The organism is Bradyrhizobium sp. LB11.1 (genome assembly GCF_040549385.1).
In the GTDB taxonomy this organism is placed as follows: domain Bacteria; phylum Pseudomonadota; class Alphaproteobacteria; order Rhizobiales; family Xanthobacteraceae; genus Bradyrhizobium.
Genome location: NZ_JBEPTH010000002.1, coordinates 158,341 through 172,203, shown reverse-complemented (window position 1 = coordinate 172,203; position 13,863 = coordinate 158,341). Strand labels below are relative to the sequence as shown.

12 protein-coding genes are annotated in these 13,863 nt (G+C 64.3%); 9 read left to right on the top strand and 3 right to left on the bottom strand.

Going from position 1 to position 13,863, the window contains the following annotated elements; all coding sequences use genetic code 11:
• Positions 1-2 precede the first annotated feature (2 nt).
• Entirely contained in the window at positions 3-1,877 is a 1,875-nt protein-coding gene (htpG, locus tag ABIA96_RS04695) for a molecular chaperone HtpG (protein WP_354136414.1), read from the top strand.
• Positions 1,878-1,889: 12 nt separating this feature from the next.
• Here htpG and ABIA96_RS04690 read toward each other — a convergent pair whose 3' ends face one another.
• The gene (locus ABIA96_RS04690) at positions 1,890-5,024 is read right to left on the bottom strand and encodes an efflux RND transporter permease subunit (protein ID WP_354135865.1); all 3,135 of its coding nucleotides are present in this window, start codon (positions 5,022-5,024) and stop codon (positions 1,890-1,892) included.
• Positions 5,025-5,450: 426 nt separating this feature from the next.
• Between ABIA96_RS04690 and ABIA96_RS04685 the strand changes: the two genes are divergently transcribed.
• Together ABIA96_RS04685 and ABIA96_RS04680 are read left to right on the top strand one after the other, a co-directional pair.
• Positions 5,451-5,729 carry a DUF3551 domain-containing protein gene (locus ABIA96_RS04685; protein WP_354135864.1) on the top strand — a complete coding sequence of 93 codons (279 nt, stop codon included), beginning with the start codon at positions 5,451-5,453 and terminating at the stop codon, positions 5,727-5,729.
• A 33-nt stretch (positions 5,730-5,762) separates the two neighbouring features.
• The gene (locus ABIA96_RS04680) at positions 5,763-6,035 is read left to right on the top strand and encodes a DUF3551 domain-containing protein (protein WP_354135863.1); all 273 of its coding nucleotides are present in this window, start codon (positions 5,763-5,765) and stop codon (positions 6,033-6,035) included.
• Positions 6,036-6,090: 55 nt separating this feature from the next.
• Here the strand turns inward: ABIA96_RS04680 and ABIA96_RS04675 are convergent, their stop codons facing one another.
• Entirely contained in the window at positions 6,091-7,071 is a 981-nt protein-coding gene (locus ABIA96_RS04675) for a Bug family tripartite tricarboxylate transporter substrate binding protein (protein WP_354135862.1), read from the bottom strand.
• Between the two features lie 224 nt (positions 7,072-7,295).
• Between ABIA96_RS04675 and ABIA96_RS04670 the strand changes: the two genes are divergently transcribed.
• From ABIA96_RS04670 to ABIA96_RS04645, 6 genes are all read left to right on the top strand, one after another.
• Complete coding sequence (locus ABIA96_RS04670) at positions 7,296-9,110, top strand: long-chain-acyl-CoA synthetase (RefSeq protein ID WP_354135861.1); 1,815 nt, start codon at positions 7,296-7,298, stop codon at positions 9,108-9,110.
• A gap of 152 nt (positions 9,111-9,262) precedes the next feature.
• Positions 9,263-9,508 carry an acyl carrier protein gene (locus tag ABIA96_RS04665; RefSeq protein ID WP_007597226.1) on the top strand — a complete coding sequence of 82 codons (246 nt, stop codon included), beginning with the start codon at positions 9,263-9,265 and terminating at the stop codon, positions 9,506-9,508.
• A complete protein-coding gene (locus tag ABIA96_RS04660) occupies positions 9,495-10,877 on the top strand; it encodes a class I adenylate-forming enzyme family protein (protein ID WP_354135860.1) in 1,383 nt (460 codons plus the stop codon). The genes ABIA96_RS04665 and ABIA96_RS04660 overlap by 14 nt, the downstream gene beginning before the upstream one ends.
• Entirely contained in the window at positions 10,870-11,592 is a 723-nt protein-coding gene (locus ABIA96_RS04655) for an SDR family NAD(P)-dependent oxidoreductase (RefSeq protein ID WP_354135859.1), read from the top strand. Before ABIA96_RS04660 ends, ABIA96_RS04655 begins: the two co-directional genes overlap by 8 nt.
• Positions 11,593-11,720: 128 nt before the next feature.
• Positions 11,721-11,930, top strand: coding sequence for a hypothetical protein (locus ABIA96_RS04650; protein WP_354135858.1), 210 nt, complete (start codon positions 11,721-11,723; stop codon positions 11,928-11,930).
• 220 nt (positions 11,931-12,150) lie between these two features.
• Positions 12,151-13,302 (top strand): DUF3095 domain-containing protein, encoded by a 1,152-nt coding sequence (locus ABIA96_RS04645; protein ID WP_354135857.1) that lies wholly within the window; start codon positions 12,151-12,153, stop codon positions 13,300-13,302.
• On the opposite strand, the gene ABIA96_RS04640 is transcribed toward ABIA96_RS04645, so the two are convergent.
• The gene (locus ABIA96_RS04640) at positions 13,299-13,739 is read right to left on the bottom strand and encodes a DUF2147 domain-containing protein (RefSeq protein WP_354135856.1); all 441 of its coding nucleotides are present in this window, start codon (positions 13,737-13,739) and stop codon (positions 13,299-13,301) included. The two genes, ABIA96_RS04645 and ABIA96_RS04640, sit on opposite strands and share 4 nt — an antisense overlap.
• Between the last annotated feature and the right edge of the window lie 124 nt (positions 13,740-13,863).

Genomic DNA, 13,863 nt, shown 5'->3' with positions numbered 1-13,863 from the left:
GCATCATGACGTCCGATACCGCCACGCATACGCAGCCTTTCCAGGCCGAGGTTTCCGAGCTGCTGCACCTGATGGTGCACTCCGTCTATTCAGAGACCGACATCTTCCTGCGTGAGCTGGTCTCCAACGCCTCGGATGCCTGCGACAAGTTGCGCTACGAGGCGATCGCCAATCCGGCCTTGCTCGGCGAGGGTGACGCGCTCAAGATCCGGATCATCCCAAACAAGACGGCCGGGACGCTGACCATCGCCGACAACGGCATCGGCATGGAGCGGCAGGAACTGATCGACCATCTCGGCACCATCGCCCGCTCCGGCACCAAGGCCTTTGTGTCGAAGCTGAAGGAGGCCAAGGAAGGCCTCGGTCTGATCGGGCAGTTCGGCGTCGGCTTCTACTCCGCCTTCATGGTCGCCGAAAAGATCGTCGTCGTCAGCCGCCGTGCCGGCGAGAGCGATGTCTGGAGCTGGACGTCCTCAGGTGGCTCAGGATTCGAGATCGCGCGTGCCAGCGACGAGGAAGCGGTCCGTGTGGGGCGCGGCACCGAGATCGTCCTGCACCTGAAGGACGACGCGAAGAAATATCTCGAAACTTTCGAGATCGAGCGCATCGTCGGTGCCTATTCCGACAATATCCTGTTCCCCATCGAGATGGTGCCGGAAGAGGGAGAGCCGCGCCAGATCAACTCGGCGAGCGCGCTGTGGCAGCGTTCGAAATCCGAGCTGACGCCGGAAGACTACAAGAAGGCCTATCAGCAGATCGCTTCCGCCTTCGACGATCCCGCGATGACGCTGCATTATCGCGCCGAGGGCCGCTACTCCTACGCCGTGCTGCTGTTCGCGCCGTCGACGAAGCCGTTCGACCTGTTCGAGCCGAACCGCAAGGGCCGGGTCAAGCTTTATGTCCGCCGCGTCTTCATCACCGACGATGCGGACCTCTTGCCGGGCTATCTCCGCTTCATCCGCGGTGTCGTCGACAGCGAGGATCTCCCGCTCAACATCTCGCGCGAGATGCTCCAGAACAACCCGCAACTGGCGCAGATCCGCAAAGCCGTGGCGACCCGCGTCGTCAATGAGCTCGAAAGTCTTGCCGAGAAGGAGCCGGGGGGGTTCGCAAAGATCTGGGAGGCCTTCGGTGCGGTGCTGAAAGAGGGCATCTACGAGGATTTCGAGCGCCGCGAAAAGCTGCTCGCGCTGTCGCGCTTCACCACCACGACCGGTGAGAAGCGCGCGCTCAAGGATGTCGTCGCCGATTTCAAGCCGAACCAGACCGATATCTATTATCTCGTCGGTGACAGCATCGAGCGGCTGAAGTCCAGTCCGCGGCTGGAAGCTGCGACGGCGCGCGGCATCGAGGTGCTGCTGCTGTGCGATCCGGTCGATGCGTTCTGGACCTCGATGCCGACGGAGTTCGGGGGTAAGCCGCTGAAGTCGCTGAGCCAGGGCGATCTCAATCTCGACCTGATCCCGCGCGTCGACGAGAAGGACGAGGCAAAGAAGGACGAGCCCGAGGCAGACGAGGCCGCGACCATCGCGGTGATCAAGGCGGCGCTCGGCGAGCGCGTCAGCGACGTCAAGGCCTCGACCCGCCTGACAAGCTCCGCCTCCTGCCTCGTCGCCGACAGCCAGGGTCCGAGTCGCGAGCTCGAGCGCATCCTGGCGCAGCAAAACCGCGGCATGCGCACCAAGCCGATCCTGGAGATCAATCTGCGTCACCCTATGGTCACGGCAATCACCAGGGCGCAGGCCGGCTCGAAAACCGTCGATGACCTCAGCCTGCTGCTGCTGGAACAGGCGCAGATTCTGGATGGCGAATTGCCGGAAGATCCGGCGGCCTTTGCTGCGAGGCTGAACCGGCTGGTGCTGCAGGGGCTGGGCTGACGCGCGCCCGGCTCACTCCGCCGCATCCTTCTGTTCGTCGCTCTCGACCGCCGCCTCCGGCTTCTTCTCCATCCAGCGTGACAGCGTATTGGAGAAGCGGTCGAGGTAGAGGTAGACGACGGGGGTCGTGAACAAAGTCAGCGCCTGGCTGACCACGAGGCCGCCGACCATGGCGTAGCCGAGCGGTTGGCGGATTTCGGCGCCGGTGCCGGTGCCGAGCATCAAGGGGACGCCGCCAAGCAGGGCTGCCATTGTCGTCATCATGATCGGTCGGAAGCGGAGCAGTGCGGCCTGTCTGATCGACTGCTCCGGCGTCAGATGCTGCTCGCGCTCGGCTGCGATGGCAAAGTCCACCATCATGATGCCGTTCTTCTTGACGATGCCGATCAGGAGGATGACCCCGATCAGGGCGATCAGGCTGAAATCGAAGCCGAAGATCATCAGGATCGCGATTGCGCCGACGCCGGCCGACGGCAGCGTGGACAGGATGGTCAGCGGATGAATGTAGCTCTCGTAGAGCACCCCCAGCACCAGATAGACCACGACGAGCGCGGCGAGGATCAGCATCGGCACGGTGCCGAGCGATTGCTGGAACGCCTGCGCAGTCCCCTGGAAGCTCATTGACAGCGTCGGCGGCGCGCCCATCTCGCTGACCGCGTTTACCACGGCGGCGGTTGCCTGTCCGAGCGCCACACCCTCCGCAAGGTTGAAGCTGATCGTCACGGCCGGAAACTGGCTCTGATGCGCGATCGCGAGCGGCCGCACCGGCTCGTTGGTCCAGCTGCAGATGACGGAAAGCGGAACCTCGTCGCCGGTCAGCGGCGACTTGATGTAGAGCTTGTTGAGCGTGTCGAGCTTGCCTTGCAGCGCCGGCGTGATCTCGAGCACGACATGATAGCTGTTGGTCTGCGTGAAATATTGCGCCACCTGGCGCTGGCCGAAGGCGTCGTAGAGCGTGTCGTCGATCAGCTGCGGCTGGATGCCGTAGCGTGCGGCGGTGTCGCGATTGATCGTGAGCTGCACCGTCGTGCCCTCGGTCTGCTGGTCGGTGGCGACATCGCGAAGCTCCGGCAGGCCTCTCATCTTAGCCAGGATCTTCGGCGCCCACCCGTCAAGCTCGGACAGATTGGCGTCCTGCAGCGTGAACTCGAACTGGGTGCGGGTGGCGCGACCGCCGAGCCGAACGTCTTGCGAGGCCTGCATATAGAGGCGCGCGCCCTCGACCGCGGCGAGCTTCGGCCGCAGCCGCGCGATGATCTGTTGCGCATTGGCGTCGCGTTCCCCGATCGGCTTCAGCGTGACATACATGCGCCCCGAGTTCAGCGCGGTGCCGCCCCCACCGATGAACATCGCGATGGAATCGACGGCAGGGTCGGCCTGCACGATGGCATTGAGCTCCTCCTGCCGCCGCTTCATCTCGACGAAGGAGATGTCCTGGGGCATTTCCGACACTGCGGTGAGGAAGCCGTTATCCTGCTGCGGGAAGAAGCCTTTGGGGATCAGGATGAACAGCAGCGCCGACAGCGCGACAGTGGCGAAGAAAACGCAGAGCGTGATGAGGCTATGCCGCAGCGCGAGGTCGAGCCCGCGTTCGTAGGAGCCAAGCAGGCGCTCGAACAGCCGCTCGCTCCATTGGTAGAAGCGGCCGCTACGAGCCTCGTGGTCGGAACGCAGGAAACGTGAGGCCATCATCGGCGTCAGGGTCAGCGACACCACGAGCGAGACAAAGATCGCCATCGACAGCGTTACCGCAAATTCGCGGAACAGCCGGCCGATGATGCCGCCCATCAACAGCAGCGGGATCAGCACGGCGACCAGCGATATGCTGATGGAGACAATGGTGAAGCCGATCTCGGCCGCGCCCTTGTAGGCGGCGGTGACGGGATTCTCGCCCCGCTCGACATAGCGCGTGATGTTCTCAAGCATCACGATCGCGTCGTCGACCACGAAGCCTACCGCGATCGTCAGCGCCATCAGCGAGAGATTGTCCAGGGAGTAGCCGAACACCCACATCAGCGAGCAGGCCCCGAGCAGGGCCAGCGGCACGGTGATGCTCGGGATGATCGTGGCCCAGAAGCTGCGCAGGAAGACGAAGATCACCATCACCACCAGCACGATGGTAATCATGAGCGTGATCTGCACGTCGTCGACCGCGGCGCGGATGGTGATGGTGCGGTCGCTGATGATCTTGATGCCGATTGCGGGTGGGATCGCCGCGATCAGTCGCGGCAGCTTCTCCTTGATACGGTTGACCGTTTCGATGACGTTGGCGCCGGGCTGCTTGAAAATGACGAGGAACACGCCACGCTTGCCGTCGGCCCAGGCCGCGGTCTTCATGTCCTCCGGCCCTGCCACCGCTTCGCCGATGTCACGGATCCGCAACGGCGCCCCGTTGCGATAGGCGACAATCACATCCTGCCACTGCGCAGCCTCGAGCAGCTGGTCGTTGGCGTAGACGGTATAGGCGCGCTGCGGGCCGTCGATGTTGCCCTTCGGGCTATCCGTGGTCGCGATCGCGATCTGGTTGCGCACGTCCTCCAGCGACAATCCCTTCGCAACCAGTTTGGCCGGATCGATCTGGATGCGCACCGAGGGCTTCTGCTGCCCGCCGACAAACACCTGTGCGACACCGGGAATCTGGCTGATCTGCTGCGCGAGCTGAGCGTCGGTACGGTCGCTGACGGTGGTCAGCGGCAGCGTGTCGGAGGTTGCCGACAGGATCATGATCGGCGAATCCGCCGGGTTGACCTTCCGGTAGGTCGGTGGCGAGGGCAGGTTCTTCGGCAGTTGGCCGCTCGCGGCATTGATCGCAGCCTGTACATCGTTGGCCGCGGCATCGATCAGGCGGTTGAGATCGAACTGGATCGTGATCGATGCCGAGCCGAGTGAACTCGTCGACGTCATCTGCGCGATGCCGGGGATTTGCGAGAGCTGGCGCTCCAGCGGCTGTGCCACGGAGGAGGCCATGGTTTCGGGGCTGCCGCCCGGAAGCGATGCGGAAACCTGGATGGTCGGAAAGTCGACCTGGGGCAGTGGCGCAACCGGCAGCAGAGGGTAGGCCACGAGGCCAACGAATAGGATGCCCGCCATCAGCAGCGAGGTGCCGATCGGATAGCGGATGAACGGAGACGAGAAGCTCTCTTGCATGCCCTGCGACCAAAGGCGGGCCAGCGCATCTTCTCTCCGCGTATGACGGAGCCGCGCAGGGGAGTCCCGAGCGCGAATGTGCGTTTCCTTCAGCCCATATGTTTGTTGATTGCCCTGGAACGTCATCGGTCCGGGGCCGGCGTTGTGATCGAAAGACTAGTCCGTTCGCTCGGGCCTGCGAACGGTTTCCTGCTCCGACTGCCTGCGACCTTTGTCGAAGGAGGCTGCAGGGAGATATGCGTTCAATGCAGGCTCGACACAGAGCGTGTTCGCGATTTCGGATCGTTACGGCGCTGTGTCGCACCGTTTTTGGTGTGTCTCACAAGCGGGAGAGGTATAAACAGGAACGATCGCTTCTCCCGCGCTGTTGTGCCATATCGAAATGACATAACGCCTGCCGTTGTCACCGATTCGAGGAAATGTCCGATGCGCCTCCCTCTCCTGACTATCGCCGCGATTGCCACGCTGCTCGGGGCGGCAGATGCGAGCGCCCAGACCTATGATCCGCACTATCCGGTGTGCATGCACGTTTACGCGGGCGGCGGCAGGAGTGGTGGCGGCGGCAGCTGGTTCGACTGCTCCTTCACGTCGCTGCCGCAGTGCCGGGCCACCGCGTCCGGCCTCGCCGCAAGCTGCGACCTCAACCCCTATTATGCCTTCAACGAGCCGCGGCCCCCGCGCCGGCGTCACAAGAACGTGAACTGACGGCTCGCGATGCGATGTCCGGCGGACATGTTGATGCGTCGCTCATGCGGCCTGATCGTCACCACCGGTGCCTTACTGGCGGCCGCGCCGTCGTATGCGCAGACTTACGATCCCAATTATCCCGTCTGCATGCACGTCTATGCCGGCGGGAGTGATGGCGGCGGCGAGCAGCGGCATGACTGCTCCTTCACGTCGCTGCCGCAGTGTCGTGCGACGCCTTCCGGCCAGGCCGCGATCTGTGAACACAATCCGTATTATCCGGTCAACATGCCGCCGCCGGGCTCGCGGCATAAGCGTAGCAGCTAGCGTCGGATGATCGCCCGTGAGGGGGGCGATCCGCCTTGCGCGCAGAAGCTCCAGGCTATTCCTTCTTGATCCCGGACAGCTCCACCACCTTGCGCCAGCGGTCCGTCTCGGCGGTGAGCATGCCGCCGAACTCACCTGCATTGCCGTGCAGCGGGATCGCGCCGAGCTCGGCGATGCGGGCCTTGATCTCCACGTCGGACAAAGCCGAGTCGACCTCGCGATTGAGCAGGTCGACGATTTCGCGCGGCGTGTCGTAGGGCGCGCCGACGCCATAGAACGAAGATGTCTCGTAGCCGGGCAACGTGTCCGCGATCGGCGGCACATCAGGCAGGATCTCCGAGCGCTCACGCGTGGTGATGCCGAGTGCGCGAAGCTTGCCGGCGCGCACCAGCTCGAAAGATGATGTGACGTTGTCGAACATGCCCTGGATCTGGCCACTCATCACGTCGGTCAGGCCCGGCGCGGAGCCGCGATAGGGCACGTGGGTGAACTGGACGCCGGCCGTCGACTTGAACAGCTCGCCAGAGAGATGCAGTGACGTGCCGATGCCCGAGGAGGCGATCGACATCTTGCCGGGATTGGCCCTGGCGTAGGCGACGAAGTCGGCCACGCTCTTCACCGGCAAATCGTTGTTGACGACCAGCAACAGGGGAATCCGCGCGACGCCGGCGACGGGCGTGATGCCCTTGGCGAAGTCATAGGGCAGCGCCGGATCAAACGAGGCGTTGATCGCGTTAGCGGTCGAGGTCAGCAGCAGTGTGTATCCATCCGGCGCGGACGTGATCACCGCCTGCGTGCCGATATTGCTGCCGGCGCCGGGCTTGTTTTCGACAACGAAGGCCTGGCCGAGCCGGTCGGATAGGCGCTGGCAGATCAGCCGCGACAGCAAGTCGGTGGCGCCACCCGGCGCATATGGCACCACCCATCTCACGCTGCGCGACGGATAAGAGGGGTTGCCGATCGCAAAGGCGCGCGGAGCGATCAGTGTAGCAGCGGCAAACGCGGTGGTCTGAAGGAAATGTCGCCTGGTGATCATCGTGGCCTCCAGTTCATCTCTCGCGGGGCGAGGGGTCGCGCGCGACGCGCTCGGATGGCTGGTTGCTATCGCAAGAATCGCGCCAGGCCGCACGACCTTCCCGTCGGCTTGGTAAAGGATGATCGCAGTTAATCGAGAGCTAACCGAGTTTTACCTTGTCTCTTAACACCTGGGCAGGACGCGCGGGCTAAGCTGCCGGGAACAGGCAGATACCGCCCGAAAGAATGAACGGAATGACCACCGGCGTCATCGAGCACACGAAAGCCGCGCGCGCGCCTTCGGCTTCAAAGATCTGGCTGAAGGCGATCGAGCTGACCGCGCGGATCGAGACGCTGCCTGGCCGCCTGTTCGCCGACGTCGTCGACGATTGGGCGCGGCGCCAGCCCGACCGCATCGCGCTGCTCATGGACGACGTAACGCTCGACTACGATGGCCTGTCGAAGCGCATCAATCGCTATGCGCGCTGGGCGCATTCGGTTGGCGTCGCCAAGGGCGATACGGTTGGCCTGATCATGCCGAACGGCATCGACTATCTCGCCGCCTGGCTGGGCATCAGCCGCGTCGGTGGCGTGGTGGCGCTGATCAATACCAAGCTTGTCGGGCAGTCTCTTGCGCATTGCGTCGACGTCGCGAGGCCTTCGCATATCATCGTCGCGCATGAGCTCACAGAGGTGCTGGAGAGCGCCGCGCCGTATCTGAAGACCGAAGCCAAGATATGGACCCATGGCGATGCCCGCAGCGAGCGCGCGATCGATGTTGCGCTGGCCGCGCTCGATGACGGGGCGTTGTCGCCGGAGGAGCACGGCGACGTCACCATCGATGACCGCGCACTGCTGATCTACACGTCCGGCACGACTGGGCTGCCGAAGGCCGCCAGCATCAGCCATCGCCGCATCCTCAACTGGGGTTTCTGGTTCGCCGGCCTTACCGGCGCGACGCCGCAAGATCGTCTTTATGATTGCCTGCCGCTGTTCCACTCGGTCGGTGGCATCGTCGCACCGTGCAGCATGCTCGCCGCCGGCGGCTCGGTGGTGATCGCGGAGAAGTTTTCGGCCTCGAACTTCTGGCCCGACATCGTGCGGCACGACTGCACGCTGTTCCAGTATATCGGCGAACTCTGCCGCTATCTGCTCAAGGCACCACCGTCGGAATACGAAAACCGTCACCGTCTGCGGCTGGTTTGCGGCAACGGCCTGCGCGGCGACATCTGGGAGGATTTCCAGAGCCGTTTCGCCATTCCCCGCATCCTCGAATTCTATGCCGCAACCGAAGGCAATTTCTCGCTGTTCAACGTCGAAGGGCAGCCGGGCGCGATCGGCCGCATCCCGCCGCTGCTTGCGCATCGCTTTCCCGCGGGCCTCGTCAAGCTCGATCCCGACAGCGGCGCGCCGCTGCGCAATGAAGAGGGCTTTTGCATCGCCTGCGCCCGCGGTGAGGCTGGCGAAGCCATCGGCCGCATCGGCAGGGCGGATCAGGGCGGTGGTCGCTTCGAGGGCTATACTGACGCGGGCGAGACCGAGAAGAAAATCCTTCGCGATGTCTTCGCCAGGGACGATGCCTGGTTCCGCACCGGCGATCTGATGCGGCTCGACGACAAGGGCTTCTTCCATTTTGTCGATCGCATCGGTGACACTTTCCGCTGGAAGGGCGAGAACGTCGCGACCTCCGAGGTCAACGACGCCGTGCGCGATTTCACCGGCGTGGTCGATGCCACCACCTATGGCGTCGGCATTCCCGGCACCGACGGCCGCGCCGGCATGAGCGCGATCGTCGTGAACGAGGGCTTCGATATCGCCGCACTGTCTGCGCATCTCGCGCAGCGGCTGCCGGCCTATGCCCGCCCGGTCTTCATCCGCATCTCGCGTGAGCTCGATGCGACCGAGACGTTCAAGCAGAAAAAGGGTGAGCTGGCGCGCGAGGGCTTTGACCCGGCGGCGATCAGCGATCGGCAGTTTATGCTCGATCCGAAATCAGGCGCCTATGTCCCGCTCGGTTTCGACACGTATGCGCGGATCGCGGATGGTACGATCCGGCTGTAGCCGCAGCAAAAATCGGGAGATAGGTCCAATTTTATCTGAATTGTCCAAGAGGCCATTTACTTCTGTCCGGTAAACAGACGGCCATGGGAGGCGGTCATCAAGAGCCGCCGCAAGACATACCAACGATTAACTAAGCAAGAGGCGAGCCAGCCATGTCGGTAAGGTCCAAAGTCATCGAGGCGATCCAGCAGATCGCCAAGGAGCAGCACGTCGCGCTTCCCGCACTCTCGGACGATCTGTCCCTGCACGAAACCGGGTTCGACTCGCTTGCCTTCGCGATCCTGGTCGCGCGCCTCGAGGACGAGACCGGCGTCGACCCCTTCACCATTTCAGAGGACGCAGCGTTCCCCGCCACAGTGGGCGATTTCGTGCGGGCCTACGAAAATGTCCCCGCGTGAGATCTTTGCGCTCCGTGACCATCTCGGCGCGGAGCTGACGGGCCGCACCCTGTCGGACGCGCATGATTGCGTCTCGCTGACCGACATCCTGTCGCAGACCGTCCTCGGCGGCCGCCTGCGCGAGGTGTCCGGCCGGGCCGTTTTGCTGAAGCTGTCGGACCAGCTCCGGTCGGGCCTCGCCATGATCGAGCTCGACGGTGTCGCCCGTCGCATGCTGCTGTGCCCGCCGGACCTTAATCCTGCGCATCTCGACGCGCTGATTGCGGATGCCGGGATCGACGCCGTCGTTACCGATGAGCCCGATCGCTGGGACGGGACCGGCGTGTCGCTGGTCGTCACCGCGCAATTGCCGCTTCAAACCACCGCGCCTGCCGAGACCGAGCGCGCGACCGAATGGCTGATGCTCACCTCGGGCACATCAGGCGTGCCGAAAATCGTCGGCCACACGTTGGAAGCACTCACTGGCGCCATCGTTGCCGAAGGCCCGGCCAAGGGCCCCGCGCCAGTCTGGGCCACGTTCTACGACATCCGCCGCTATGGCGGCCTGCAGATTTTTCTCCGCGCCATCCTCTCCGGCGGATCGATGGTGCTGTCGGATACGCACGAGGCGCTCGCCGATCACGTCGCGCGGCTGAACGCGCGCACGGTCTCCCACATCTCCGGCACGCCCTCGCACTGGCGCAAGCTCCTGATGAGCGGCTCGGCCGCGCAGTTCGCGCCCGGCTATGTTCGCCTGTCCGGCGAGATCGCCGACCAGGCGGTGCTCGACGGCCTCAAGGCCGCATTCCCTAATTCCTCCGTCGGTCATGCCTACGCCTCGACCGAAGCCGGCGTCGGCTTCGCCGTCAATGACGGGCTCGAAGGCTTTCCGGCGAACTATCTCGGCAACCGTAACGGCGTCGAGATGAAGGTCGTCGACGGCTCGCTGCGCATCCGTTCGACGCGCACGGCGCACGCCTATATCGGCCGCAACGCGGCTGCGCTCACTGACGGCGAAGGTTTCGTCGACAGTGGCGATATCGTCGAACTGCGCGGCGATCGCTATTATTTCGTCGGCCGGCGCGGCGGCATCATCAATATCGGCGGGCTGAAAGTTCACCCCGAGGAGATCGAAGCGGCGATCAACCGTCATCCCGACGTGCGGATGTCGCGAGCGAAATCGCGGCGCAGCCCGATCACCGGCGGCATCGTTGTCGCCGACGTGATCCTCGCCGAGGGCACCGATCCGGCGCGGGCGAAGGAGATTCGCGACCAGATCCTGGATCAGTGCCGCGCGCAACTGGCGTCCCACAAGGTGCCGGCGGTGATCCGCTTCGTCGACGCGCTCGACGTCACTCCGGCCGGCAAACTGGCGCGCACTGATGCATAATGTTCTCATCACCGGCGGCAGCCGCGGCATTGGCCTGGCGATCGGCCAGCGCCTGGTCGGCGCCGGCTACAACGTGATCGCGGCCGCGCGACGCGAGAGCGAGGAGCTCAAGGCCGCGATCGCCGGGTCCGAGGGCCGCCTGCATTTCCGCGCCTGCGACCTCGCGGTGATCGATGGCATCCCTGCTTTCGCAAAGCTCGTGCGCGATGAATTCGGCCCGATCTACGGTCTCGTCAACAATGCCGGTCTCGGCACCGAGGGCCTGCTCGCGACCATGCACAATTCAGAGATCGAGGCGCTGGTGCAGCTCAACGTGCTGTCGCCGATCATCCTCACCAAGTATGTCGCGCGCCAGATGATGGCCGATGGCGCCGGCCGCATCATCAACATCTCCTCGATCATCGCGACGACAGGCTATAACGGCCTCTCGGTCTATGGCGCGACCAAGGCCGCCGCCACCGGCTTCACCCGTTCGCTCGCGCGCGAGGTCGGAAAACTCGGCATCACCGTGAACGCGATCGCGCCGGGCTTCATCGACACCGAGCTCACGCACAACCTGTCCGACGAAAGCCGCAAGCGCATCGCCGGCCGCAGCGCGCTGCGCCGCCTGCCCGAGACCGACGACGTCGCGCGCATGGTGGAATATCTGCTCGGCGAGGGCGGTCGTAACGTGACCGGCAGCGTGTTTACGATCGACGCGGGCAATACGGCGTAAAAGGAACTCCGTCGCCACAATTGGGTTGATCCGGCGCGCAATGACATCAAGCCGGATTTGGTCGTAAGATGCCGCGTAAGCGATTGGGTAACGTCAATCGAACTGCCCTAATCGACAAGGAGCAGTCTATGACCACGCCAAGCCAGAGGGCTGCGAACCAGGGCCGGCCCGAGCAATCTCCCGCCAAGCCGGCTGACATTCACTGTCCACCGATGACCCATCAGAATTCCGGCGCCCACGGCCACGAAATGTATCCGCAGCAATTCGTGCGGCTGGTCGGCTGCCATGATGCGTCTCTCGAAGCCTTGCGTAAGCGCGAGAGCGAAAGGCTGCACTAGCCTGCATCGCCTATTCCCAAGGAGTGCGAAGCCGGCCCTGCGCTCCGTCGGCCATTGCATGTGATTGTGCATGTGATTGTGCTTGCTGGCGTGAGCAGGCATCTTGTTGTCGAGCCCGTTTCGGCCAATGATGCCCTGCCTTTTCGGGGGAGCCGGCCGGCGAACCCAAATCGGTCCCGCCACGTATCTCATCTCACCTGCAACCCGACCGGCTTCTGCAATGAGCGCCGCTTCCTTTTACGGCAGCATCCCTGTCTTCCGAGGCTTCACCAGCCTGATGGAGCCAAAACTCTATTCGCCGCTGCCGGATGACTGGAGCATCGGCGTCGCCGACATCGTCGATTCCACCAAGGCGATTGCGGCGCAGCGCTACAAGGCGGTCAACATGGCCGGGGCCGCCGTGATCGCGGCGGTGACGAATGCGCTGGAGGGTCGCGAATTTCCCTTCGTGTTCGGCGGTGACGGCGCCAGCTTTGCGGTCGCGCCGGCCGATCTAGATGCGGCGCACGAAGCTTTGGCTGCGACGGCGACCTGGGTGCGGGAAGACCTCGATCTCAAAATGCGCGTCGCACTGGTGCCGGTGAGCGCCATCCGTGCGAAGGGTCTCGATGTGCGCGTCGCGCGCTTCGGTCCGTCGGCAAATCTGTCCTATGCGATGTTCTCCGGCGGCGGGCTCGCTTGGGCCGACGCTGCGATGAAGCGCGGCGAGTTCGCCGTCGCTGAGGCGTCCTCAGGCACGCAGCCCGATCTCTCCGGCCTGTCCTGCCGCTTCGAGGTGATTCCGGCGTCGCGCGGATTGATCCTGTCGGTGCTGGTGATGCCGGCAAGCGGCGCCGACCCGCAGGCCTTCCGCAAGGTGATCGAGGACGTCATCCATCTCGTCGAGCGCAGTCCGGATTCCGGCCGTCCCGTGCCATCGCAGGGGCCGCCGCTGAAATGGCCGCCGCAGGGCCTTGATTACGAGGCGCGGACGATCCGTGGCGGGTCGTTGCTCAGGCGCCGGGCCGGCCTGCTCGCCTACACGTTTTTCGCCTATGTCCTGATGCGCTTCGACATCAAGGTCGGCGGCTTCCTGCCGAAGGTCTACAAGCGCCAGGTGGTCGAGAATTCCGACTTCCGCAAATATGACGACGGCCTGCGCATGATCCTCGACTGCACGCCGGAGCTCGAGCGCGCCCTGAGCGATCGTCTCGCGACCGCGGCGCGCGACGGTGTCGTGCGCTACGGCCTTTATCAGCAGGATGCCGCGATGATGACATGCTTCACGCCGTCGGCGCTGCGCAGCGACCACGTCCACTTCATCGACGGCGCGCGCGGCGGCTACGCCTCGGCGGCGACGGCGCTCAAGGCGATGGTGGCGGCCGCGACTTAGCGTCCCGCGCGCGTCCAGGTCTCGCCGCCGCAGAGCGCGCCGACGCAGCCTTCGACGCGCAGCGTCTCTGCTGATGTCACCGAGACGCTGCTCGCATAGGTGCTGCCGTCATCGGCGTTGTAGATCTGGCCCGACCATTTGTTCGGCCCTCCGGGCTGCATGCCGGAGAACAGTGGCAGGCCGATCATCGGGCGCCTGGCGAGCGCGGGATTGGGATTCTTGCTGTCGGTGGCGGGCTGGCCGGTCGTGGTGTCGGTGGGCTCGCGCAGCCAGACGATGACGCCGCAGATGCCGCCGCCGCATTTGCTGACTTTCACGCGGGCATCGCCGGCCTGGGTGAGCCAAGTCCCGCTCGCGTCAGCACTTTGCGCATGCGCGGCCGTCGTGCCGGACAGCGCAGCCAAGAGGACGGAGAGAATGGCGAATCTGCGGGACATGGAAGGACCTCGGAATGGAGGCGTCTCCATAGCAGCAAATCAGAATCGCGCAACGCCTGATAGAATCACATTCCTGCGCTCATTTGTCCCAGCGCAAGACGGCGGCCGAGGCCGCCGTCGAGGA

Excerpts from the sequence above, each read along its gene's own strand:
- ABIA96_RS04690 (WP_354135865.1), bottom strand. The coding sequence starts at position 5,024 with ATGCAAGAGAGCTTCTCGTCTCCGTTCATCCGCTATCCGATCGGCACC.
- ABIA96_RS04685 (WP_354135864.1), top strand. The coding sequence starts at position 5,451 with ATGCGCCTCCCTCTCCTGACTATCGCCGCGATTGCCACGCTGCTCGGG.
- ABIA96_RS04680 (WP_354135863.1), top strand. The coding sequence starts at position 5,763 with ATGCGTCGCTCATGCGGCCTGATCGTCACCACCGGTGCCTTACTGGCG.
- ABIA96_RS04675 (WP_354135862.1), bottom strand. The coding sequence starts at position 7,071 with ATGATCACCAGGCGACATTTCCTTCAGACCACCGCGTTTGCCGCTGCT.
- ABIA96_RS04670 (WP_354135861.1), top strand. The coding sequence starts at position 7,296 with ATGAACGGAATGACCACCGGCGTCATCGAGCACACGAAAGCCGCGCGC.
- ABIA96_RS04665 (WP_007597226.1), top strand. The coding sequence starts at position 9,263 with ATGTCGGTAAGGTCCAAAGTCATCGAGGCGATCCAGCAGATCGCCAAG.
- ABIA96_RS04660 (WP_354135860.1), top strand. The coding sequence starts at position 9,495 with ATGTCCCCGCGTGAGATCTTTGCGCTCCGTGACCATCTCGGCGCGGAG.
- ABIA96_RS04655 (WP_354135859.1), top strand. The coding sequence starts at position 10,870 with ATGCATAATGTTCTCATCACCGGCGGCAGCCGCGGCATTGGCCTGGCG.
- ABIA96_RS04650 (WP_354135858.1), top strand. The coding sequence starts at position 11,721 with ATGACCACGCCAAGCCAGAGGGCTGCGAACCAGGGCCGGCCCGAGCAA.
- ABIA96_RS04645 (WP_354135857.1), top strand. The coding sequence starts at position 12,151 with ATGAGCGCCGCTTCCTTTTACGGCAGCATCCCTGTCTTCCGAGGCTTC.
- ABIA96_RS04640 (WP_354135856.1), bottom strand. The coding sequence starts at position 13,739 with ATGTCCCGCAGATTCGCCATTCTCTCCGTCCTCTTGGCTGCGCTGTCC.